Origin of the sequence: Halomonas sp. IOP_31, assembly GCF_021151495.1 — a bacterium.
Classification (GTDB): Bacteria; Pseudomonadota; Gammaproteobacteria; order Pseudomonadales; family Halomonadaceae; genus Modicisalibacter; species Modicisalibacter zincidurans.
On record NZ_JAIRBP010000014.1, the window covers coordinates 53,466 to 75,978 of the forward strand.

General features: G+C 64.9%; 17 protein-coding genes and 2 tRNA genes. 18 read left to right on the forward strand and 1 reads right to left on the reverse strand.

Going from position 1 to position 22,513, the window contains the following annotated elements; translation table 11 throughout:
- Positions 1-13: 13 nt before the first annotated feature.
- From dnaK to greA, 7 genes are all read left to right on the forward strand, one after another.
- The gene (gene dnaK, locus K7I12_RS09290) at positions 14-1,939 is read left to right on the forward strand and encodes a molecular chaperone DnaK (protein ID WP_231663994.1); all 1,926 of its coding nucleotides are present in this window, start codon (positions 14-16) and stop codon (positions 1,937-1,939) included.
- 88 nt (positions 1,940-2,027) lie between these two features.
- Entirely contained in the window at positions 2,028-3,167 is a 1,140-nt protein-coding gene (gene dnaJ / locus K7I12_RS09295; protein ID WP_031385253.1) for a molecular chaperone DnaJ, read from the forward strand.
- An 86-nt stretch (positions 3,168-3,253) separates the two neighbouring features.
- Positions 3,254-4,207, forward strand: a complete 954-nt coding sequence (locus K7I12_RS09300; RefSeq protein ID WP_051907574.1) for a DMT family transporter — start codon at positions 3,254-3,256, stop codon at positions 4,205-4,207.
- Positions 4,208-4,444: 237 nt separating this feature from the next.
- Positions 4,445-5,260, forward strand: coding sequence for a 4-hydroxy-tetrahydrodipicolinate reductase (dapB, locus tag K7I12_RS09305; RefSeq protein ID WP_231663995.1), 816 nt, complete (start codon positions 4,445-4,447; stop codon positions 5,258-5,260).
- Positions 5,261-5,574: 314 nt separating this feature from the next.
- The gene (gene carA, locus K7I12_RS09310; RefSeq protein WP_231663996.1) at positions 5,575-6,720 is read left to right on the forward strand and encodes a glutamine-hydrolyzing carbamoyl-phosphate synthase small subunit; all 1,146 of its coding nucleotides are present in this window, start codon (positions 5,575-5,577) and stop codon (positions 6,718-6,720) included.
- A gap of 63 nt (positions 6,721-6,783) precedes the next feature.
- Positions 6,784-10,014 (forward strand): carbamoyl-phosphate synthase large subunit, encoded by a 3,231-nt coding sequence (carB, locus tag K7I12_RS09315; protein ID WP_231663997.1) that lies wholly within the window; start codon positions 6,784-6,786, stop codon positions 10,012-10,014.
- Positions 10,011-10,487: a transcription elongation factor GreA gene (greA, locus tag K7I12_RS09320; RefSeq protein ID WP_031385258.1), complete on the forward strand. Its 477-nt coding sequence runs from the start codon at positions 10,011-10,013 to the stop codon at positions 10,485-10,487. The genes carB and greA overlap by 4 nt, the downstream gene beginning before the upstream one ends.
- 95 nt (positions 10,488-10,582) lie before the next feature.
- On the opposite strand, the gene yhbY is transcribed toward greA, so the two are convergent.
- Entirely contained in the window at positions 10,583-10,909 is a 327-nt protein-coding gene (gene yhbY, locus K7I12_RS09325) for a ribosome assembly RNA-binding protein YhbY (RefSeq protein ID WP_231663998.1), read from the reverse strand.
- 212 nt (positions 10,910-11,121) lie between these two features.
- Here yhbY and rlmE point away from each other — a divergent pair, with 212 nt between their 5' ends.
- The 11 genes from rlmE to infB all read left to right on the forward strand — a co-directional run bounded on the left by rlmE (position 11,122) and on the right by infB (position 22,494).
- The gene (gene rlmE, locus K7I12_RS09330) at positions 11,122-11,781 is read left to right on the forward strand and encodes a 23S rRNA (uridine(2552)-2'-O)-methyltransferase RlmE (RefSeq protein WP_331460582.1); all 660 of its coding nucleotides are present in this window, start codon (positions 11,122-11,124) and stop codon (positions 11,779-11,781) included.
- A gap of 91 nt (positions 11,782-11,872) precedes the next feature.
- Complete coding sequence (ftsH, locus tag K7I12_RS09335; RefSeq protein ID WP_231663999.1) at positions 11,873-13,843, forward strand: ATP-dependent zinc metalloprotease FtsH; 1,971 nt, start codon at positions 11,873-11,875, stop codon at positions 13,841-13,843.
- 109 nt (positions 13,844-13,952) lie between these two features.
- The gene (folP, locus tag K7I12_RS09340; RefSeq protein WP_231664000.1) at positions 13,953-14,828 is read left to right on the forward strand and encodes a dihydropteroate synthase; all 876 of its coding nucleotides are present in this window, start codon (positions 13,953-13,955) and stop codon (positions 14,826-14,828) included.
- Complete coding sequence (gene glmM / locus K7I12_RS09345) at positions 14,825-16,174, forward strand: phosphoglucosamine mutase (protein ID WP_031385263.1); 1,350 nt, start codon at positions 14,825-14,827, stop codon at positions 16,172-16,174. Before folP ends, glmM begins: the two co-directional genes overlap by 4 nt.
- A 71-nt stretch (positions 16,175-16,245) precedes the next feature.
- Complete coding sequence (gene tpiA / locus K7I12_RS09350) at positions 16,246-16,995, forward strand: triose-phosphate isomerase (protein WP_031385264.1); 750 nt, start codon at positions 16,246-16,248, stop codon at positions 16,993-16,995.
- Positions 16,996-16,997: 2 nt separating this feature from the next.
- The gene (secG, locus tag K7I12_RS09355) at positions 16,998-17,360 is read left to right on the forward strand and encodes a preprotein translocase subunit SecG (protein WP_031385265.1); all 363 of its coding nucleotides are present in this window, start codon (positions 16,998-17,000) and stop codon (positions 17,358-17,360) included.
- 122 nt (positions 17,361-17,482) lie between these two features.
- Positions 17,483-17,569, forward strand: a tRNA-Leu gene (locus K7I12_RS09360).
- Positions 17,570-17,678: 109 nt separating this feature from the next.
- A tRNA-Met gene (locus tag K7I12_RS09365) sits at positions 17,679-17,755 on the forward strand.
- Between the two features lie 157 nt (positions 17,756-17,912).
- Entirely contained in the window at positions 17,913-18,374 is a 462-nt protein-coding gene (gene rimP / locus K7I12_RS09370) for a ribosome maturation factor RimP (RefSeq protein ID WP_031385266.1), read from the forward strand.
- 28 nt (positions 18,375-18,402) lie between these two features.
- A complete protein-coding gene (gene nusA / locus K7I12_RS09375; protein WP_031385267.1) occupies positions 18,403-19,896 on the forward strand; it encodes a transcription termination factor NusA in 1,494 nt (497 codons plus the stop codon).
- 27 nt (positions 19,897-19,923) lie between these two features.
- Complete coding sequence (gene infB, locus K7I12_RS09380) at positions 19,924-22,494, forward strand: translation initiation factor IF-2 (RefSeq protein WP_031385268.1); 2,571 nt, start codon at positions 19,924-19,926, stop codon at positions 22,492-22,494.
- Positions 22,495-22,513 lie beyond the last annotated feature (19 nt).

The following is a 22,513-nucleotide window of genomic DNA, read 5'->3' on the forward strand; positions in this document are numbered from 1 at the left end:
CGAGGTGTTTTACATGGGACGCATCATAGGTATTGACCTGGGGACCACCAACTCTTGTGTCGCCGTGCTCGACGGCGACAAGCCCAAAGTCATCGAGAACGCCGAAGGCGCACGTACCACGCCGTCGATCATCGCCTATACCGATGACGGCGAAACGCTGGTCGGCCAGGCGGCCAAGCGCCAGGCGGTCACCAACCCGAACAACACGCTGTACGCCATCAAGCGTTTGATCGGTCGTCGCTTCAAGGACGACGTGGTCCAGAAGGACATCAAGATGGTGCCCTACAAGATCGCCGAAGCCGACAACGGCGATGCGTGGGTCGAGGTCAACGGCAAGAAGCTGGCACCGCCGCAGGTCAGCGCCGAGGTGCTGAAGAAGATGAAGAAGACCGCCGAGGACTATCTCGGCGAGGAAGTGACCGAAGCGGTGATCACCGTGCCGGCCTACTTCAATGATTCCCAGCGCCAGGCGACCAAGGACGCCGGACGCATCGCCGGGCTCGAGGTCAAGCGCATCATCAACGAGCCGACCGCGGCCGCGCTGGCCTACGGCATGGACAAGGCGCGCGGCGACAAGACCATCGCCGTCTACGACCTGGGTGGCGGCACCTTCGATATCTCGATTATCGAAGTGGCCGATGTCGACGGCGAGACCCAGTTCGAGGTGCTGGCCACCAACGGCGACACCTTCCTGGGCGGCGAGGATTTCGATCTCAAGCTGATCAACTATCTGGTCGATCAGTTCAAGGCCGACAGCGGCATCGACCTGTCCGGCGACAACCTGGCCATGCAGCGCCTCAAGGAAGCTGCCGAGAAAGCCAAGATCGAGCTTTCGGCCGCACAGCAGACCGAAGTCAATCTGCCGTACATCACCGCCGACAACACCGGGCCCAAGCATCTCAACGTCAAGATCACCCGGGCCAAGCTCGAGTCGCTGGTCGAGGAGCTGGTCAAGCAGTCGCTGGGGCCGTGCAAGACCGCGCTGGCCGACGCCGGGCTGTCCAATTCCGAGATCGACGACGTGATCCTGGTCGGTGGCCAGACGCGCATGCCGATGGTCCAGGCCAAGGTCGCCGAGTTCTTCGGCAAGGACGCTCGCAAGGACGTCAACCCGGACGAGGCCGTGGCCGTGGGTGCGGCGATTCAGGGCGGCGTGCTCGGCGGTAACGTCAAGGACGTGCTGCTGCTCGACGTGACTCCGCTGACGCTGGGCATCGAGACGCTGGGTGGCGTGATGACCCCGCTGATCGAGAAGAACACCACCATCCCGACCAAGAAGACCCAGACCTTCTCGACCGCGGATGACAACCAGACGGCGGTGACCATTCACGTGCTGCAGGGCGAGCGCAAGCAGTCCGGCCAGAACAAGTCGCTGGGCCGTTTCGACCTGGCCGACATACCGCCGGCGCCGCGCGGCGTGCCGCAGATCGAGGTCGCCTTCGATCTCGACGCCAACGGCATCCTCAACGTGTCCGCCAAGGACAAGGCCACCGGCAAGGAGCAGTCGATCGTCATCAAGGCCTCCAGCGGCCTGACCGATGAAGAGATCGAAAAGATGGTCCAGGACGCCGAGGCGCACGCCGCCGAGGACAAGAAGTTCGAGGAACTGGTTCAGCTGCGCAACCAGGCCGACGGCATGATCCACGCCGCGCGCAAGACCCTCGACGAGGCCGGCGACAAGGCCAGCGGCGAGGAGAAGCAGAAGATCGAGAGCGCGATCAGCGAACTTGAGGAGGCGCTCAAGGGCGACGACCAGGAGGCCATCCAGGCCAAGCTGGACGCGCTCACCGAAGCCTCCGGCGGTCTGGCCCAGAAGATGTACGCCGAGCAGGCCGAAGCAGGCCAGGGCGAGCAGGCCGAAGGCGACGCCAAGAAGCCGGAAGATGACGTGGTCGACGCCGAGTATGAAGAAGTCAACGACGATCAGAAGAAGCAGTAACCACGTCTGACACTACGGACCACGGCGGCGCGGGGGCATGACTCCCGCGTTGCTGTTTCCGTGACCGACACGGAGGCGGACTAGATCCATGTCCAAGCGCGATTATTACGAGGTACTGGGCGTCGAGCGCGGGGCCGATCAGAAAGAGATCAAGAAGGCCTACCGACGGCTCGCTCAGAAATACCATCCGGACCGCAATCCGGATGACGATTCCGCGGAAGAGAAGTTCCGCGAGGTCTCCGAAGCCTACGAAGTGCTGACCGACGACGAGAAGCGGGCCGCCTACGACCAGTTCGGCCATGCCGGGGTCGACGGCCAGGCCGGCGGCGGCTTCGGCGGTGGTGCCGGGGCCGGCGGCTTCAGCGACATCTTCGGCGACGTGTTCGGCGACATCTTCGGTGGCGGCGGTGGCCGGCGCAATCCCAACGCGCCGCAGCGTGGCGCCGACCTGCGCTACAACCTCGAGCTCGATCTCGAGGACGCGGTCACCGGCACCACCGTCGACATCCGCGTGCCGCGGCACGTGCCCTGCGGGCATTGCAATGCCAGCGGCGCCGAGCCGGGCTCCAGCAAGGAGACCTGCCCGACCTGTCACGGCATGGGCCAGGTGCGCATGCAGCAGGGTTTCTTCGCCGTGCAGCAGACCTGCCCGACCTGTCACGGCGCCGGTAAGAGCATCAAGGTGCCGTGCCGCGAATGTCACGGCGACGGCCGGGTACGCGAGACCCGCACGCTGTCGGTGAAGATCCCCGCCGGCGTCGATACCGGCGATCGCATCCGCCTCAACAGCGAAGGCGAGGCTGGCGCCAATGGCGGCCCCGAGGGCGATCTCTACGTTCAGGTGGCGATCAAGCCGCACCCGATCTTCGAGCGTGACGGTCGTCACCTGCATTGCGAGGTGCCGATCAACTTCGTCGACGCGGCGCTGGGCGGCGAGCTTGAGGTGCCGACCCTCGACGGCCGGGTCAAGCTCAAGATCCCCCCCGAGACCCAGACCGGCAAGCTGTTCCGGCTGCGCGGCAGGGGGGTCAAGCCGGTGCGTGGCGGCCCGGCGGGCGACCTGCTGTGCAAGGTGCTGGTGGAGACCCCGGTCAAGCTCAACGACGAGCAGAAGCACCTGCTGCGCCAGTTCCAGGACAGTCTGGACGGCAGCAACAGCCATCACTCGCCCAAGAAGTCGAGTTTCTTCGATGGCGTCAAGAAGTTCTTCGAGGACATGAAGCCGTAACCGTCCCGTTGGATGTTGGCTGACTTGGGCCCCTGGCGTGCTGGCATGCCGGGGTCTTTGTGTGTAACGGGTAGAGGCTGTCCACGATGTCTGATCGCAGCGCGGCACGTGCCCACGCCGGCCTGTTGTTATGGGCGCTGCTGGTGGGGCTGTCGTTTCCTGCCGTGGGGCTGATGAGCGAGGGGTTGCCGCCGCTGCTGCTGACCGCGATCCGCTTCACGATCGCCGCGCTGGCCCTCTGGCCGCTGGTCCGCCGTGCTCCGTCGCTGCGTCCCGGCCGCGCGGGGTTGCTGCTGTATGCGCTGATGGGTCTATGCCTGACCGGCTTCTTCGGGGCGATGTTCTGGGCGGCGCATCGCGCCTCGGCGGTGTCGATGGCGACGCTGTTCGTCAGCGTGCCGCTGCTGGCTTACTGCCTGGGCCTGGCGCTGCGCGTCGAGCGCCTGGCCTGGCGATTGCCGTCGATCCTGCTGACCGGTGCGCTGGGCGCCCTGGCGCTGGCCTGGGCGGAGTCCGGCGGCGACTGGGCGGCCCTGCGCTTCGGCCGCGGCGAGGCGGTATTCTTCGTCGGCTGCATCGCCTCGGCGCTGTATCCGGTGCTCAGCAAGTGGGGGCTCGAACGTGGCTGGCTGTCCACCTCGGCCGGGGTGAGAACGTTCTGGAGCCTGGCGCTGGGCGGGGCGCTGATTGCCCTTGCAGGGCTGGCTCGGGGCGGTGGTGCGGATCTGGCGCGGATGACACCCAGCGACGCGTTGATACTGGTCTATCTGGGGCTGTTTTCCAGCGGCCTGACCTTCTGGCTGCAGCAGCGCGCCACCGCCGTGCTGACGCCGGGGGCGGTAACCGCCTACAGCTACCTGGTGCCGTTCGTGTCGATGCTGCTGCTGTTCATCCGCGAACCTCAGCGCCTGGACTGGACGTGGCTGCCGGGCAGCCTGCTGGTCATGCTGGCGATCGCGCTGCTGCTCAGGCGCGACGTCACTCAGCGTCGGGCGGCGGCAGCGCGAAACAGCTCAGCAGCGTCGGTTGAGCGAGGCTAAAGCTGTCGCCGCTGATCATCAGAAAGCGGCTGTTGGACAGCGCCGCGAGCCCTCGAAGGTGGCGTTCAGCCCGATTGCCAGCGGAGGTAACGATGAGGCATGACGGCTCCAGCCATAGACGACGCCGGGCTGTTCTTTTTGAGCCGAGCATGGTCGGGGGCTTGCAGGACAGACGTCACCAGGGCGCATTGGTATACTGCCCGTCGAATCAACCCGCTGTCGCGCAAGGAGTTTCGCATGTCCGCTAGCCCTCGTATCGCCGTCATGGGCGCCGCCGGCCGCATGGGCCGTACGCTGGTCGCCGCCGCCGAGCAGCAAGCCGATGCCCGCCTGGCGGCGGGCATCGTCGCCGAGGGCAGTTCGCTGGTCGGCGCCGATCTGGGCGAACTGGCCGGCCTCGGCAAGCTGGGCGTGGTCGCCACGACCTCGCTGGAAAAGGTCGCCGATGAGTTCGACGTGCTGATCGACTTCACCAATCCGGCGACCACCCTGGCCAACCTGGCGTTCTGCGCCGCGCACGACAAGCGTATCGTGATCGGCACCACCGGCCTCGACGACGCTCAACTGGCCGAGCTCGACGGCTTTCGCGATCGCGTGGCGATGGTCTTCGCGCCCAACATGAGCGTCGGCGTCAACCTGACCCTCAATCTGCTCAAGACCGCGGCGGCGGCGCTGGGCGACGAGGGTTACGACATCGAGGTGATCGAGGCCCACCATCGCCACAAGGTCGATGCGCCGTCCGGCACCGCGCTGAAGATGGGCGAGGTGGTCGCCGAATCGTTGGGCCGCACGCTCAAGGAGCACGGCGTGTTCGCCCGCGAGGGCCAGTGCGGACCGCGCAGCGAGAAGGAGATCGGCTTCGCCACGGTGCGCGCCGGGGACATCGTCGGCGAGCACACGGTGATGTTCGCCACCGAGGGCGAGCGCATCGAGATCACCCACAAGGCCTCGAGCCGCATGACCTTCGCGCGTGGCGCGGTGCGCGCGGCCCGCTGGGTGGCCGAGCGCGAGGCGGGACGCTACGACATGCAGGACGTGCTGGGGCTGAACTGAGGCCGGCGATCGGGCCTTCGCGAAGGCGCGGCGCTCGCAGGACTGGCCCCGGCGCGCGGATTCCGGTAGAATCCTGTCAATTTGGCCGGGCCAATGGGGCGACCCAGCAGTCTGGCCGCGTGGCAACCTGGCGATTGGCAAGGCCGCCGATGTGAAAATGCGGACAACAACAAGCGGGATGGAACCGGTCTTCTTCGGGTTTCGTCCCGCTTTTTTACGACCTGAGTGTCCGTGAGCGTTTTTACGGATACGCGGAGAAACGATGAGGCAGCACGCCGTGCCGCCTGGCGAAGTGAGCACTGGAGGACGTTGCGTTGACTAGACCCGCGATACTGGCCCTGGCAGATGGCAGCGTATTTCATGGCAGCGCCATCGGCGCCGATGGACAGACCAGCGGCGAGGTGGTTTTCAACACGGCCATGACCGGCTATCAGGAAATCCTTACCGACCCCTCCTACACCCGACAGATCGTCACGCTCACCTATCCGCATATCGGCAATACCGGCATCAACGAAGAGGATGTCGAGTCCGCGCGCATCAGCGCGGCGGGGCTGGTGATTCGCGACCTGCCGCTGATGGCCAGCAGCTTTCGCAGCCAGCGGACCCTGGACGACTACCTCACGAGCCAGAACGTGCTGGGCATCGCCGACATCGACACGCGGCGATTGACGCGCATCCTGCGCGACAAGGGCGCCCAGGACGGGGCGATTCTCGCCGGGCCGGCGGCTTCCGGCGACGACGCCGTCGAGCGTGCGCTGGCCGCGGCGCGCGAGTTCCCCGGCCTCAAGGGCATGGATCTGGCCAGGGAGGCGAGTTGCGCCGAGGCCTACGAGTGGAGCCAGGGCGACTGGACGTTGGGCGAAGGTTACGCCGACACGTCTGCCGGTGAGCGGCCCTTCCACGTGGTCGCCTACGACTACGGCTGCAAGCACAACATCCTGCGCCTGCTCGCCGCGCGGGGCTGTCGGTTGACCGTGGTGCCGGCGCAGACCCCGGCCACCGAGGTGCTGGCGCTGAACCCCGACGGGGTGTTCCTGGCCAATGGCCCGGGCGACCCCGAGCCCTGCGACTACGCGATCAAGGCGATCGCCGAGATCCTCGAGACCGACACGCCGGTATTCGGCATCTGTCTGGGCCATCAGTTGCTGGCGCTGGCCTCCGGCGCCAGGACGGTGAAGATGAATCACGGCCACCACGGCGCCAACCATCCGGTCCAGGATCTCGACAGCGGCCGGGTGATGATCACCAGTCAGAATCACGGCTTCGCGGTCGACGAGACCAGCCTGCCGGCGACGCTGCGCACCACCCACCGTTCGTTGTTCGACGGCACCCTGCAGGGCATCGAGCGTACCGACCGGGCGGCGTTCAGCTTCCAGGGCCACCCCGAGGCGAGCCCCGGGCCGCGCGACGTGTCGCCGCTGTTCGATCGCTTCGTGCGGGTCATGCGCGAACGCCGCTGAGCCGCGCCCACTCCATTCGCGTCATCCGCGTCGCCGTCTGTCACTTTTCTAGCGGGAATCGTCATGCCCAAACGTACCGACATCCAGAGCATCCTGATCATCGGCGCCGGCCCCATCGTCATCGGCCAGGCGTGCGAGTTCGACTACTCCGGCGCCCAGGCCTGCAAGGCGCTGCGCGAGGAGGGCTACCGGGTCATTCTGGTCAATTCCAATCCGGCAACCATCATGACCGACCCGGTGATGGCCGATGCCACCTACATCGAGCCGATCACCTGGCAGACCGTCGAGAAGATCATCGCCAAGGAGCGTCCCGATGCGCTGCTGCCGACCATGGGCGGCCAGACCGCGCTCAACTGCGCGCTGGATCTTGACAAGCATGGCGTACTGGCCGAGTACGGTGTGGAGTTGATCGGCGCCAACGCCGAGGCCATCAACAAGGCCGAGGATCGCGACCTGTTCGACAAGGCGATGAAGAACATCGGCCTCGAATGCCCCAAGGCCAAGGTGGCGCACACCATCGAGGAGGCTTGGGCAATCCAGGCCGAGCTGGGCTTTCCGACCATTATCCGCCCTTCCTACACCATGGGCGGCTCGGGCGGCGGCGTGGCCTACAACAAGGAGGAGTTCGACGAGATCTGCCATCGCGGCTTCGAGCTCTCCACCAACCACGAGCTGCTGATCGATGAGTCGCTGCTGGGTTGGAAAGAGTACGAGATGGAGGTCGTTCGCGACAGGAACGACAACTGCATCATCATCTGCGCGATCGAGAACTTCGATCCGATGGGCATTCATACGGGCGACTCGATCACCGTGGCCCCGGCGCAGACGCTGACCGACAAGGAATACCAGATCATGCGCGACGCCTCGCTGGCGGTGCTGCGCGAGATCGGCGTCGAGACCGGCGGCTCCAACGTGCAGTTCGGCATCGACCCGGACACCGGGCGGATGGTGGTGATCGAGATGAACCCGCGGGTATCGCGCTCGTCGGCGCTGGCCTCCAAGGCCACCGGCTTCCCGATCGCCAAGATCGCCGCCAAGCTGGCGGTGGGCTACACCCTGGACGAACTCTCGAACGATATCACCGGCGGCAAGACCCCGGCCTCGTTCGAGCCGGCTATCGACTACGTGGTCACCAAGATTCCGCGCTTCACCTTCGAGAAGTTCCCCCAGGCCAACGACCGGCTGACCACCCAGATGAAGTCGGTGGGCGAGGTGATGGCGATCGGGCGGACCTTCCAGGAGTCGCTGCAGAAGGCGCTGCGCGGCCTGGAGACCGGCAACGACGGGCTCGATCCCAAGATCACTGATTTCACTGAGGCCAATCTGGCGCTGATCAAGGGCGAACTGCAGGCCGCCGGCGCCGAGCGCATCTTCTTCATCGCCGACGCCATGCGCGCGGGAATGAACGTCGACGAGATCTTCGCGCTGACCAACATCGACCGCTGGTTTCTGGTCCAGCTCGAGGAGCTGGTTCTCACTGAGCGGGACGTGGGCAGGCGCTCGCTGGGCGAGCTGGACGGCCCCGCGCTGTTCCGCCTGAAGCGCAAGGGCTTCTCCGACGCGCGGTTGTCCAGGCTGCTCGGCGTGTCCGAGAAGGAGTTCCGCAGGACCCGCCAGAAGGCCGGCATCCGCCCGGTCTACAAGCGCGTCGACACCTGCGCGGCGGAGTTCGCCTCGCACACCGCCTACATGTACTCCACCTACGAGGAGGAGTGCGAGGCCGAGCCCAGCGATCGTAAGAAGATCATGGTGCTGGGCGGCGGGCCCAATCGCATCGGTCAGGGCATCGAGTTCGACTACTGCTGCGTGCACGCGGCGCTGGCGATGCGCGAGGACGGCTACGAGACCATCATGGTCAACTGCAACCCGGAAACCGTCTCCACCGACTACGACACCTCGGATCGTCTCTACTTCGAGCCGGTGACCCTCGAGGACGTGCTGGAGATCGCCGACAAGGAAAAGCCGGTCGGGGTGATCGTGCAGTTCGGCGGTCAGACGCCGCTCAAGCTGGCCCGCGAGCTCGAGGCCGCGGGCGTGCCGATCATCGGCACCACGCCGGACGCCATCGATCGTGCCGAGGACCGCGAGCGCTTCCAGCAGATGATCGACAAGCTCCGTCTCAAGCAGCCCCCCAACGCCACCGCGCGCAGCTTCGAGGACGCTTTCGCCAAGGCCGAGCGGATCGGCTACCCGCTGGTGGTGCGGCCGAGCTACGTGCTCGGCGGGCGGGCCATGGAGATCGTCTACGATGCCTCCGAGCTCGAGAATTACATGACCCACGCGGTCAAGGTCTCCAACGACTCGCCGGTGCTGCTCGATCATTTTCTCAACGCGGCGGTCGAGATCGACATCGATGCGGTCTCCGACGGTCAGCAGGTGGTGATCGGCGGCATCATGCAGCACATCGAGCAGGCCGGCGTGCACTCCGGCGATTCCGCCTGTTCGCTGCCGCCCTATTCCTTGCCTGCCGAGGTGCAGGACGCGATGCGCGACCAGGTCAAGCGCATGGCCATCGAGCTCAACGTGGTCGGCCTGATGAACGTCCAGCTGGCCTGGCAGGACGGCGAGATCTACGTCATCGAGGTCAACCCGCGCGCCTCGCGCACCGTGCCGTTCGTCTCCAAGTGCATCGGCACCTCGCTGGCGCAGATCGCGGCGCGCTGCATGGCCGGCACGACGCTCGCCGAGCAGGGCTTCACCGACGAGGTGATCCCCGGCTACTACAGCGTCAAGGAGGCGGTCTTCCCGTTCAACAAGTTCCCCAGCGTCGACCCGATCCTGTCGCCGGAGATGAAATCCACCGGCGAGGTGATGGGCTCGGGCGCGACCTTCGCCGAGGCGTTCTACAAGGCGCAGCTGGGCGCCGGCGAAGCGATTCCGCCGCTGACCGGCGAGCGCACCGCCTTCCTGTCGGTGCGCACCCCGGACAAGGCCGGCGTTATCGAGGTCGCGCAATCTCTGCTAGCATTAGGGTTTGATTTGATCGCTACCCGCGGTACCGCCCAGGCGCTCGACGAGGCCGGCTTGCCGGTCACGGTCGTCAACAAGGTCTTCGAGGGGCGTCCGCATATCGTCGACATGATCAAGAACGACGACGTGGCCTACATCGTCAATACCACCGAAGGCCGTCAGGCGATCAACGATTCCTCCGTGATCCGTCGCACCGCGCTGGCCCACAAGATCCCCTACGCCACCACGCTGGCCGGGGCGCGCGCCGTTTGCATGGCGCTCGAGTATGGCAATGAAATTACCGTGCGGCGGCTTCAGGAACTGCATGCAGGAGCAAGCACATGAACAAGGTCCCGATGACCGTCGCAGGCGAGCAGCGCCTGCGTGAAGAGCTCAATCAGCTCAAGGGAGTGGAGCGTCCTCGGGTGATCAACGCCATCGCCGAGGCGCGCGAACATGGCGATCTCAAGGAAAACGCCGAATATCACGCCGCGCGTGAGCAGCAAGGCTTCATCGAGGGGCGCATCCAGGAGATCGAGTCCAAGCTGTCGGCCTCGCAGGTGATCGACGTCACCAGGATGCCCAGGACCGGCAAGGTGATCTTCGGCGTCACCGTCGAGTTGATCAATCTGGATAACGACGAAGAGGTGCGTTATCAGATCGTCGGCGAGGACGAGGCCGACATCAAGGCCGGCAAGGTTTCGGTGACCTCGCCGATCGCGCGGGCGCTGATCGGCAAGGAAGAGGGCGACGTGGTGGGCGTCAGAACGCCCCGCGGCGACGTCGAGTACGAGATCTCGAGCGTCGAGCATCTCTGAGCTACGAGCTACGAGCTACGAGCTACGAGCTAAAAACGCTAGCGACGTCGCTGGCGTTTTTCGTTGCGGGGATTCTGCTTTTCGCGGCTCGCGACTTAGCGCCGCCCGTGGTGCTCCTCGAAGCGGGTAATGTTCGAGAGCTTGGCCTTGGCCTTGGGATTGTGGCGATACAGCAGCGCCATCTTGCCGATCGTCTGGACGAGTTCGGCGCCGCTGTCGCTGGCCAGCTGCTCGGCGAGCGCGTTGCGCTCGTCGCGTTCTGCGATAGCGATCTTGACCTTGACCAGCTCATGATCGTTCAGCGCGCGCTTGAGCTCGCCCACCACGCCTTTCGTGACGCCGTTGTCGGCGACCGTCACCAGCGGCGAAAGATGATGGCCGATGCTACGAAATGCTTTCTTTTGTGCCTGTGACAAGCTCATGGTATCGTGATCGTTCCGGTTGGCGTGCGTAGGAGCGGCGGGTGCGGTCGGCGACGGTTCGTCCGTATCGCGTCCACTGAACGCGCCATGGTAAGGCGAAAGACGGGCGATGCAAAGCACTTCGCCGGATTGCCCCCACTCGCTGGCCCCTCGCTGCCATATACCCCGCTTTCGAACGACCCATCCGTCGGATGGATGATCCAGGTGATCGTGTGGCCCGAAGCACTTCCAGCAGAAGCACTTCCAGCAAAAGCGCTCCCGGCAAGAGCAAGACCGGCTGGCTCAAGGAACATTTCGACGATCAGTACGTGCAGCGCTCATGGCAGGACGGCTACCGTTCGCGAGCCAGCTACAAGCTGCTCGAGCTCGATGCCAAGGACCGCCTCTTCAAGTCCGGCATGACGGTGATCGACCTGGGTGCCGCGCCCGGCGGCTGGAGCCAGGTGGCCGCCGAAAAAGTGATGCCGGGGGGCGTGGTGATCGCCTCCGACATTCTCGAGATGGACGCGCTGGCCGACGTCGCGTTCATTCAGGGCGACTTCACCGAGGAGTCGGTGCTCGAGGCGATTCTCGGCGAGCTGGGCGGGCGTCCGGTGGATTTGATCATTTCCGATATGGCGCCCAACATGAGCGGTATGGCCGCCATCGACCAGCCCAAAGCGATGTATCTGGTCGAGCTGGCACTCGATCTGGCCCGTCAGACACTGAGTCCGGGCGGGCGGCTGCTGATCAAGGTCTTTCAGGGCGAAGGCTTCGATGGCTTCCTCGATGACCTGCGGGGCAGCTTCGCCAGGGTGATGACTCGCAAGCCGGAGGCCTCGCGCGCCCGTTCGCGGGAAGTGTATCTCCTGGCGGATGGATTCAAGCGCTGAGCTTGCAAAGCTGGTGGTACGCCCCCATTTGTGGTGTAGAGTCAGCGATGGGCATGCTTGGCAGACAGATTGATTCAATGAGGGTATTCCCTTGAACGATATGGCGAAGAACCTGATCTTGTGGTTGATCATCGCGGCCGTCCTGCTGACGGTGTTCAACAATTTCAGTGTCGACAATACCTCGCAGACGACGGTGAACTACTCCCAGTTCGTCGAGCAGGTGCAGCAAGGGCAGGTGCGCTCGGTCACCATCGATGGCTATACCATTACCGGTGAGCGTTCCGACGGCTCGCAATTCCAGACGATCCGTCCCGCCGCGCAGGATCCCAAGCTGATGGACGATCTGCTGGCCAACGACGTCAGCGTGACCGGCAAGCAGCCCGAGGAGCAGAGCCTCTGGACGCGGCTGCTGATCGCCAGCTTCCCGATCCTGATCATCCTCGCCATCTTTTTGTTCTTCATGCGACAGATGCAGGGCGGTGCCGGCGGCAAGGGCGGGCCGATGAGCTTCGGCAAGTCCAAGGCCAAGCTTCTGACCAACGATCAGGTCAAGACCACGTTCGCCGATGTCGCCGGTTGCGACGAGGCCAAGGAGGAGGTCGAGGAGCTCGTCGACTTCCTCAAGGATCCCAGCAAGTTCCAGCGTCTGGGCGGGCAGATTCCGCGTGGCGTGCTGATGGTCGGCCCTCCGGGTACCGGCAAGACGCTGCTGGCCAAGTCCATCGCCGGCGAAGCCAAGGTGCCGTTCTTCTCGATCTCGGGTTCCGATTTCGTCGAGATGTTCGTCGGCGTCGGCGCCTCGCGCGTGCGTGACATGTTCGAGCAAGCCAAGAAGCAGGCGCCGTGCATCATCTTCATCGACGAGATCGACGCCGTGGGCCGCTCGCGCGGCGCCGGCATGGGCGGCGGCAACGACGAACGCGAGCAGACCCTCAACCAGTTGCTGGTCGAGATGGATGGCTTCGAGGCCAACGAGGGCATCATCGTGATCGCCGCCACCAACCGGCCCGACGTGCTCGACCCGGCGCTGACGCGTCCGGGACGTTTCGACCGTCAGGTGGTCGTGGGGCTGCCGGATATCCGCGGTCGCGAGCATATCCTCGGCGTGCACCTGCGCAAGGTGCCGCTCGGCGAAGACGTCAAGCCGAGCATCATCGCGCGCGGTACGCCGGGCTTTTCCGGCGCCGATCTGGCCAACCTGGTCAACGAGGCGGCGCTGTTCGCGGCGCGTCGCAACCGTCGGCTGGTCGGCATGGAAGAACTCGAGCTGGCCAAGGACAAGATCATGATGGGCGCCGAGCGCAAGTCCATGGTCATGACCGAGAAGGAAAAGCTCAATACCGCTTATCACGAGTCGGGGCACGCGATCATCGGCCTGTTGATGCCCGAGCACGACCCTGTCTACAAGGTCACCATCATTCCGCGTGGCCGTGCGCTGGGCGTCACCATGTTCTTGCCGGAGGAAGACCGCTTCAGTCTGTCCCGTCAGCAGATCATCAGTCAGATCTGTTCGCTGTTCGGTGGTCGTCTCGCCGAAGAGATGACGCTGGGCCCGAACGGGGTGACGACCGGCGCTTCCAACGACATCAAGCGGGCCACCGAGCTGGCGCACAACATGGTCGCCAAGTGGGGACTATCTGCCGAGATGGGGCCGATCATGTATGACGAGGACGAGTCGCATCAGTTCCTCGGCGGCCCGGGCCAGGGCGGCGGCAAGCTCAAGTCCGGCGAGACTACCACCCGGCTCGACAAGGAAGTGCGGCGGATCATCGACGAATGCTACACCCAGGCCAAGCAGTTGCTCGAGGACAATCGCGACAAGCTCGATGTCATGGCCGAGGCGCTGATGCAGTACGAGACCATCGATGCCGAGCAGCTCAGGGACATCATCGAAGGGCGCAAGCCGCGTCCGCCCAAGGATTGGGGCAACAGCGATGATTCGGGTGGCGGTTCGCCGATAGCCGACGCCCGTCCCGAGGCTGACGAAGACGGCGGTGAAGACGAGGGCGAGCGGCCGAGCCGCAAGCCGTCCGATCCGTTGGGTGGCCCGGCCGGTCACTGAGCCCGCCTGTCTGCCGACAACAAGATGTTCTGTGCAAGGCGCCCACGCGGCGCCTTGCAGCGTTTAGAATGGGCCATTACAGTGATCGTTTCTGTCGACAAGTCCTGCCATGAGCCACTCCATGAAGAACCGCGAGGGGAATGCCATGTTGTCGTGCGGTCGTCACCGCCTCGATATCTCCTACCCACGGGTGATGGGCATCCTCAATGTCACGCCGGATTCATTCTCGGATGGCGGCAATTTCAATGTGCTCGATGCAGCCCTTGAGCATGCGCAAACGATGCTCGCCCAGGGCGCGGCGGTCATCGATGTCGGTGGCGAGTCGACGCGCCCCGGTGCCGCGACGGTATCGGAGCAGCAGGAGCTGGATCGGGTGGTGCCCGTTGTCGAGGCGCTGGTGCGCGAGCTCGACGCGCTGGTCTCGGTGGATACCAGCAACCCGGCGGTGATGCGCGAGGTGATCGGTCGCGGTGCGGGGATGATCAACGACGTCCGCTCGTTGCGCCGTCCCGGCGCGCTGGAAGTGGCGGCAGCCAGCGGTTTGCCGATATGCCTGATGCACATGGTCGGCGAGCCGGGCGACATGCAAACGGCGACTGACTATGCTGAGCCTATCGAGCAGGCCGTCGCCGATTTTCTCAAGGCGCGGATCGCCGAATGCGAGCGGGCCGGCATACGCCGCGAGCGGCTGATCCTCGATCCGGGGTTCGGCTTCGCCAAGACCGTCGGCCAGAATCTGCGCCTGCTCAATAGACTGGATACGCTCGGCGACTTCGACTTGCCGTTGCTCGCCGGGATGTCGCGCAAGAGCATGATCGGCAAGGTGCTCGACCGTCCGGTCGAGGAGCGCCTGCCGGGCGGTCTGGCGCTGGTTTCCCTGGCGGTCGAGCGTGGCGCTCGGTTGCTGCGCGTTCACGATGTAGGGCCCAGCGTGGATGCCATCAACATGACCTGGGCCGTGCTACAGGAAGATGCTGACCGATGACGCGACGTTACTTCGGGACCGACGGTATTCGTGGCACCGTCGGGGAGTACCCGATTACCGCCGACTTCATGCTCAAGTTGGGCTGGGCCATGGGGTGCGTGCTGGAGCGCAAGAACCGCAACGCCAAGGTGCTGATCGGCAAGGATACGCGGATTTCCGGGTACATGTTCGAGTCGGCCCTGGAGGCCGGTCTCTCGGCGGCCGGTGTCGATGTCGCGCTGCTCGGGCCGATGCCGACCCCGGGGATCGCCTACCTGACCCGGACCTTCCGCGCCGATGCCGGGATCGTCATTTCGGCTTCGCACAATGCCTTCCAGGACAACGGCATCAAGTTCTTTTCGGCCGAGGGCACCAAGCTGCCCGATGCCATCGAGGCATGTATCGAGGATGAGCTCGACAAACCCCTCGAGACGGTGTCGGCGGACCGCCTGGGCAAGGCCGTGCGGATCAGCGATGCGGCGGGCCGCTACATCGAGTTCTGCAAGTCGACGGTGCCCAAGCGGCTGACCCTCGCGGGGCTCAAGGTCGTGCTCGACTGCGCCCATGGGGCGACCTATCACATCGCCCCCAGCGTGTTTCGCGAACTGGGCGCCGACGTCAGCCTGCTGGGCGTCAGCCCCGACGGGCTCAACATCAATCAGCAGGTAGGCTCGACGCATCCGGCGCCGCTGCGCGCGGCGGTAATCGAGCGGGGCGCCGACATCGGCGTGGCCTTCGACGGCGACGGCGATCGAGTGATCCTGGTCGATAGCGACGGGCGTGAGATCGATGGTGACGACATCCTCTATATCATCGCCCGCGATCGTCACGAGCGCGGCGTGTTGGGCGGTGGCGTGGTCGGCACGCTGATGAGCAATTTCGGTCTGGCCGCGGCCATGGAGTCGCTGGGCATTCCCTTCGAGCGGGCCAAGGTCGGCGACCGCTATGTCATGGAGTGCCTGGAGGCCAAAGGCTGGCAATTGGGCGGCGAGTCTTCCGGTCACATCGTCTGCAGCCATGTGCAGAGCACCGGCGACGGCATCGTCTCGGCACTGCAGGTACTGACGATCATGGTTTCCCGCGGCTGCTCGCTGACCGCGTTGCTCGACGGCTTCGAGAAGGCGCCGCAGGCGCTGGTCAACGTGCGGCTCACCGAGGGCGCCGACAAGCAGGCGCTGCTCGACAGCGAGGCATTGCGCCGCTCGGTGGCCGCCGTGGAAGGCGAACTCGGCGACTCGGGGCGAGTGTTGCTGCGCGCTTCGGGGACCGAGCCGCTGATCCGAGTGATGGTTGAAGGGCGTCCGCGCTTCGATGTCGCGGCCTTGGCACAGCGCATCGCCGTGGATGTCGAGACGCTCATGGCCTGAGGCGCGATGCCGGTTGTCTTGGCCGGGCCGCTCCTATACCATCTTGCACCACTCCGAGAAAGGGGCTCACCATGCGCATGCCGCTGATCGCCGGCAATTGGAAGATGAACGGATCCCTGACGCTGATCGAGCAGTTCGGCGAGGCCTTCGCGGCGGCCGAGCTATCGTCCTCGGTGGAAGTGGCCCTGTTGCCGCCGTTTCCCTATCTGCCGGCCGCGCAGGCAGCCCTCGGCGCGACGCCGGTGGTGCTCGGCGCGCAGACGCTGAACCCGGCGCACTCCGGGGCGCATACCGGGGAAGTCAGTGGTCGGATGCTCAAGGAATTTGGCGTCGAGTATGCCCTGGTCGGTCATTCCGAACGGCGTCAACTATACCGCGAAGCCGACGAGGCGGTCTACGACCGCCTGCTGGCGGCACTCAGCGCGGATATCCGGCCTATCCTGTGCGTCGGCGAGACGCTCGAGGAGCGCGATGCCGGCCGAACCCGCGATGTCGTGCTGCGTCAAGTGGGCCATGTCATGGCGAGGCTGGATCCGCAGCAGCGCACTCGGGTGACGATCGCCTACGAGCCGGTGTGGGCCATCGGCAGCGGTCGCACAGCCACGCCCGAGCAGGCCCAGGAGGTCCTGGCGGCGATTCGCGAGTATCAGGCCGGCTTCGACCGCGAATTGGCGGCCGGACTGCGCTTGCTCTACGGCGGCAGCATGAATGCCGGCAACGCGGCTGAATTGTTGTCTCAGCCCGATATCGACGGCGGCCTGGTGGGCGGAGCTTCGCTCAAGGTCGACGATTTTATAGCCATCTGTCAGTCAGCAGGTTAACCATGCAAGCCATCCTTCTCATGATTCATGTGGCGCTCGCCATCGCGCTGGTCGCGCTCATTCTGCTGCAGCAGGGTAAAGGCGCCGAGGCCGGCGCCTCCTTCGGGGGGGGGGCCTCGCAGACCGTCTTCGGCTCGCGCGGCAGCAGCAGCTTCCTGGCCACGCTCACCGGGGTGCTGGCAGCGGCCTTCTTCGTGACCTCGCTGGGCCTGGCTTACCTGGCTTCTTCCCAGGCCGATAGCGCGCCGGACGTGGGTATTCCCGACGCCGAGGTGATCGAACAGCAGAAAACGGTACCGACCCTTGACGACAGCAGCAATCAGCAGGATAATGCTGCGCCAGCCCTCGAGGAAGAAGGACAGTGATAGTCCGGTCTGATGATCGAGTAGCAGCAAGATAAACCAAGCGGAATCTTTCGAGGATGAAATGCTTGGTCTTGAACGGAAGGCAGTCGCAGGATTTATTCTGCCTCTTGTTCGCCCCTGATGCCGAAGTGGTGGAATTGGTAGACACGCTATCTTGAGGGGGTAGTGGCCTTATGGTCGTGGGGGTTCAAGTCCCCCCTTCGGCACCACCTGAGCGCCCCAGCAAGCGGTGCTCGGGAGCACGATTGGCTGGACATGGCGATCTGCTCGTTTCCTTGACCGGAGCGCGAGCGAGTTCCTATAATCGCCAACCTATGATGCGGGGTGGAGCAGTCTGGTAGCTCGTCGGGCTCATAACCCGAAGGTCGTCGGTTCAAATCCGGCCCCCGCTACCAAGTTTGTTGTGAAAGGCCCCTTCCTATGAAGGGGCTTTTTGTTAGCAGCCTGATTTTGGCCATCTGAGTTGTTGACACTAATGCCAATCAGCCACCTAGCTTTCCTCTTTACTCCTGGGTCAGGTGCCTGATGCAACTGCTGTAGGAGCCTTCGTCTGTGGCAAACAAGCACGCTGCGCTGAACGCACTCATCGAGCCGGTGGTCACGGCCATGGGCTTTGAACTCTGGGGGATCGAGCTTTTGCCCCAGGGCAAGCAGTCCCGGCTGGTGGTGTACATCGACAGCCCGGTGGGCATCACGGTCGATCACTGTGCCGACGTCAGTCGTCAGATCAGCGGGGTACTCGATGTCGAGGATCCAATTCCCGGCAAGTATCAGCTCGAGGTGTCGTCACCCGGCATGGATCGCCCCTTGTTTGATCTTGAGCAGTTCGCGCGCTTCAAGGGGTATCAGGTATCCCTGCGCTTGCGGGCGCCGTTCGAAGGGCGTCGCAAGTTCAAGGGGTTGCTGGCGGGCGTCGAGAATGACGAGGTGCTGCTGCAGCTGGACGGCGAAGAGTACTGCTTTCCCATCGATGGCATTGAACAGGCGCGGATCGTGCCGCAGTTCGGTGCATGAGGACTGGTTTTCTGGCGAGGCTTAAGGCATGAGCAAAGAGATTCTGCTGGTCGTTGATGCGATCTCGAACGAAAAGGGTGTACCCCGCGACGTTATCTTCGGCGCGGTCGAGGCGGCATTGGCCAGCGCATCACGCAAGCGTTTCGAAGGTCAGGAAGCGAGCGTACGCGTGCAGATCGATCGCGCCACCGGCGACTACGAGACGTTTCGTCGCTGGGCGGTAGTCGAGGACGATGACTTCGAGAATCCGGATGCCGAAATCAAGCAGTCGTACGCCGAGAGGCGCGACCCGCCGTTGACGCTCGGCGATGTGGTCGAGGAGCGCATCGAGAACGCCGCCTTCGGGCGCATCGCGGCACAGACCGCCAAGCAGGTCATCGTGCAGAAGGTTCGCGAGGCCGAGCGTGCCGAGATCGTGCGGCACTACGCCGAGCGTGAAGGTGAGTTGATCGCCGGCATCGTCAAGAAGACTACCCGCGATGGGCTGATCATCGACCTGGGCGACAACGCCGAGGGCTTCCTGCCGCGCAGCGAGATGATTCCCGGCGAGCGTTACCGGCTCAACGAGCGGGTCCGCGCGCTGTTGTGGAAGGTCGACGCCGAAGCCCGCGGCTCGCAACTGATCCTGACCCGCACGCGTCCCGAGCTGATCATCGAACTGTTCAAGATCGAGGTGCCGGAAATCGCCGAGCAGCTCATCGAGATCAAGGGCGCGGCTCGCGACCCGGGGTCGCGGGCCAAGATCGCGGTCAAGACCAACGACAAGCGCATCGACCCGGTCGGCGCCTGCGTCGGGATGCGCGGTTCCCGCGTCCAGGCGGTATCCAACGAACTGCGCAACGAGCGCGTGGATATCATCCTCTGGGACGACAACCCGGCCCAACTGGTGATCAATGCCATGGCGCCGGCGGATGTGGCCTCGATTCTCGTCGACGAGGATACCCACGCCATGGACGTGGCGGTCGCCGAGGACAATCTGGCCCAGGCCATCGGCCGCAGCGGGCAGAACGTTCGCCTGGCCAGCGAGCTGACAGGCTGGGCGCTCAATGTAATGACCGAAGACGAGGCTGAAGGCAAGCGCGAGCAGGAAGTCGACACGCTGGTCGAGTACTTCATCAATCATCTCGAGATCGATGATGAGCTGGCCCGGATACTGGTCGACGAAGGCTTCACTTCGCTCGAGGAGATCGCCTACGTACCGCTCGAGGAAATGCTGGAGATCGAAGAATTCGACGAGGACCTGGTAGAGGAGTTGCGCGCACGCGCAAAAGATGAGCTGTTGAACCTGGCAATCGCTTCCGAAGAGGCACTCGACGGCGCTCAGCCCGCCGAGGATCTCCTCGAGATGGACGGCATGGATCGTCACCTGGCCTTCACTCTGGCCAGTCGTGGCATCGTCACCATGGAAGACCTTGCCGAACAATCTGTCGATGACCTCAAGGACATCGAGGATGTAGACGAAGAGCGCGCCGCGGCACTGATCATGACCGCCCGTGCGCCCTGGTTCGAGAGTCAAGAGTAACTAGGTCACGGGCTCAGGAGGGTCGTAATGGCAGAGATGACAGTTAAGGATTTTGCAGCCAAGGTGGGGCGTGAGGCGCCCCGCCTGCTGGAACAGATGCAGGAAGCCGGGCTTCCCCACAAGGCGGAAGGCGACGCGGTGTCCGAAGAGGACAAGCAACGCCTGCTCGACCACCTCACTCAGAGTCATGGCGGCGGCCAGGTACCGAAGAATCGCGTCACCCTGACACGCAAGACCAAGAGTCGCATTCGCTCGGGCGACGGTCGCGGCAAGTCGATCGAGGTTTCCGTCCGCAAGAAGCGTACCTACGTCAAGCGCGAGGAAGCCGAGGAGCCGGCGGCGCAGGCCCCCGAACAGGGCCCGCGTCAGCTGGTCGGCGACATGGCCGATGCCTCTCAGGCGCGCGAACAGGCGGAGCGTGAGGCCCAGGCCAAGGCCGCCGAGGCTCAGCCGGACGTTTCGGGCGCCGCCGCGTCGGGCGCCACTGCGTCGGGCGTCGAGGTCCCGGCAACGTCCGATAACAGCGCCCAGGCGGAAACTACCGCGCCGGCCGCCGACGAGATCCGCTCCGAGCAGGATCTTGCCGCTGGCGAGCCGCCTGCGGAGCCGATCGTCGAGGCACCGCCCAAGGAGCCGCGCAGCGACAACCGCCGCGCCAATCCCAAGAAGGCCGCCGCCAAGAAGGATCGCGACACCAGTCGTGACGAAGATCGCGAGGAGCGCGCCGAGCGCCGTCGCGGTGGCGGCAAGAAGGTCAAGCGTGCCGAGCGGCGTGGTAGCCGGCGCGGCGGCCGCGACAGCGGCGGCGGTGGCAAGCACAGCTTCCAGCGTCCGACCCAGCCGATCGTGCGCGAGGTGGCGATCCCCGAGTCGATCAGCGTCGCCGATCTGGCCGACAAGATGGCGATCAAGGCCAACGAAGTCATCAAGGCCATGTTCACCATGGGCGCGGCGGTGACCATCAACCAGACCATCGACCAGGACACCGCGGCGATCGTCGTCGAGGAGATGGGCCACAAGCCCAAGCTGGTCAAGGACGACGCGCTGGAGACCGAAGTCCTCGAGGGCATTTCCTACGAGGGCGAGGAGATCACGCGTTCGCCGGTGGTCACGGTGATGGGTCATGTCGACCACGGCAAGACCTCGCTGCTCGACTTCATCCGGCGCACCAAGGTCGCCACTGGCGAGGCCGGCGGCATCACCCAGCACATCGGCGCCTACCACGTCGAGGATCAGCACGGCGGCGTGACGTTCCTCGACACCCCGGGCCACGCGGCGTTCACCGCCATGCGTGCCCGCGGCGCCCAGGCGACCGACGTGGTCATCCTGGTGGTCGCGGCCGACGACGGCGTGATGCCGCAGACCATCGAGGCGGTCGAGCACGCCAAGGCGGCCGAAGTGCCGCTGGTGGTCGCGGTCAACAAGATCGACAAGCAGGGCGCCGATCCCGACCGGGTCAAGAACGAGCTGTCCCAGCACGGCGTGATCTCCGAAGAGTGGGGCGGCGATACCCAGTTCGTGCACGTCTCGGCGAAGACCGGCGAAGGCATCGATGCCCTGCTCGAGGCGGTATTGCTGGTCTCCGAGGTGCTCGAGCTCAAGGCCGTTCCCGCGGCGCCCGGCAAGGGCGTGGTGGTCGAGTCGCGGCTTGACAAGGGGCGCGGCCCGGTGGCCACCGTGCTGGTCCAGAACGGCACCCTGAAGAAGGGCGACATCGTGCTGGCCGGCCTGCACTACGGCCGCGTTCGCGCGCTGACCAACGAGCTCGGCAAGCAGGTCGACGAAGCCGGCCCGGCGATGCCGGTGGAGATCCAGGGCCTGGACGGCACGCCCGAAGCCGGCGAGGACTTCATGGTCCTGGCCGACGACAAGAAGGCCCGCGAAGTCGCCAACTTCCGTCAGGGCAAGTACCGCGAGGTGCGTCTGGCGCGTCAGCAGAAGGCCAAGCTCGAGAACATGTTCTCGCAGATGGGCCAGGACGAGGTGGCCAAGGTCAATATCGTCCTCAAGGTCGACGTGCAGGGCTCGCTGGAAGCGATCCGCGGGGCGCTCGAGGAGCTCTCCACCGGCGAGGTCGAAGTCGCCGTGGTGTCCTCCGGGGTCGGCGGCATCACCGGCACCGATGCCAACCTGGCGCTGGCCTCCGACGCCATTCTGGTCGGCTTCAACGTGCGTGCCGACGCCGCCGCGCGCGAGATCGTCGAGCGCGAAGGGCTGGACCTGCGCTACTACAGCGTCATCTACCAGTTGGTGGATGAAGTCAAGCAGGCGATGAGCGGCATGCTGGCGCCGGAGTGGAAGGAAGAGATCGTCGGTATCGCCGAGGTCCGCGACGTCTTCCGCGCGCCCAAGATCGGCTCGGTGGCCGGCTGCATGGTCGTCGAGGGTAGCGTCCATCGCCACAAGAAGATCCGCGTGTTGCGCGACAACGTGGTCATCTACGAGGGCGAGCTGGAATCGCTGCGCCGCTTCAAGGACGACGTCAGCGAAGTGCGCAACGGCATGGAGTGCGGTATCGGCGTCAAGAACTACAACGACGTCCAGGTCGGCGACAAGATCGAGGTCTTCGATCAGGTCAAGGTCGAGCGCAGCCTGTGACGAATGGTATGTCGACGCC

What these genes read in the sequence shown, in the direction of transcription:
- tpiA (WP_031385264.1), top strand. Translation starts at nt 16,246, where the DNA reads ATGCGCATGCCGCTGATCGCCGGCAATTGGAAGATGAACGGATCCCTG.
- glmM (WP_031385263.1), top strand. Translation starts at nt 14,825, where the DNA reads ATGACGCGACGTTACTTCGGGACCGACGGTATTCGTGGCACCGTCGGG.
- infB (WP_031385268.1), top strand. Translation starts at nt 19,924, where the DNA reads ATGGCAGAGATGACAGTTAAGGATTTTGCAGCCAAGGTGGGGCGTGAG.
- nusA (WP_031385267.1), top strand. Translation starts at nt 18,403, where the DNA reads ATGAGCAAAGAGATTCTGCTGGTCGTTGATGCGATCTCGAACGAAAAG.
- dnaK (WP_231663994.1), top strand. Translation starts at nt 14, where the DNA reads ATGGGACGCATCATAGGTATTGACCTGGGGACCACCAACTCTTGTGTC.
- dnaJ (WP_031385253.1), top strand. Translation starts at nt 2,028, where the DNA reads ATGTCCAAGCGCGATTATTACGAGGTACTGGGCGTCGAGCGCGGGGCC.
- secG (WP_031385265.1), top strand. Translation starts at nt 16,998, where the DNA reads ATGCAAGCCATCCTTCTCATGATTCATGTGGCGCTCGCCATCGCGCTG.
- folP (WP_231664000.1), top strand. Translation starts at nt 13,953, where the DNA reads ATGAGCCACTCCATGAAGAACCGCGAGGGGAATGCCATGTTGTCGTGC.
- greA (WP_031385258.1), top strand. Translation starts at nt 10,011, where the DNA reads ATGAACAAGGTCCCGATGACCGTCGCAGGCGAGCAGCGCCTGCGTGAA.
- K7I12_RS09300 (WP_051907574.1), top strand. Translation starts at nt 3,254, where the DNA reads ATGTCTGATCGCAGCGCGGCACGTGCCCACGCCGGCCTGTTGTTATGG.
- yhbY (WP_231663998.1), bottom strand. Translation starts at nt 10,909, where the DNA reads ATGAGCTTGTCACAGGCACAAAAGAAAGCATTTCGTAGCATCGGCCAT.
- carB (WP_231663997.1), top strand. Translation starts at nt 6,784, where the DNA reads ATGCCCAAACGTACCGACATCCAGAGCATCCTGATCATCGGCGCCGGC.
- dapB (WP_231663995.1), top strand. Translation starts at nt 4,445, where the DNA reads ATGTCCGCTAGCCCTCGTATCGCCGTCATGGGCGCCGCCGGCCGCATG.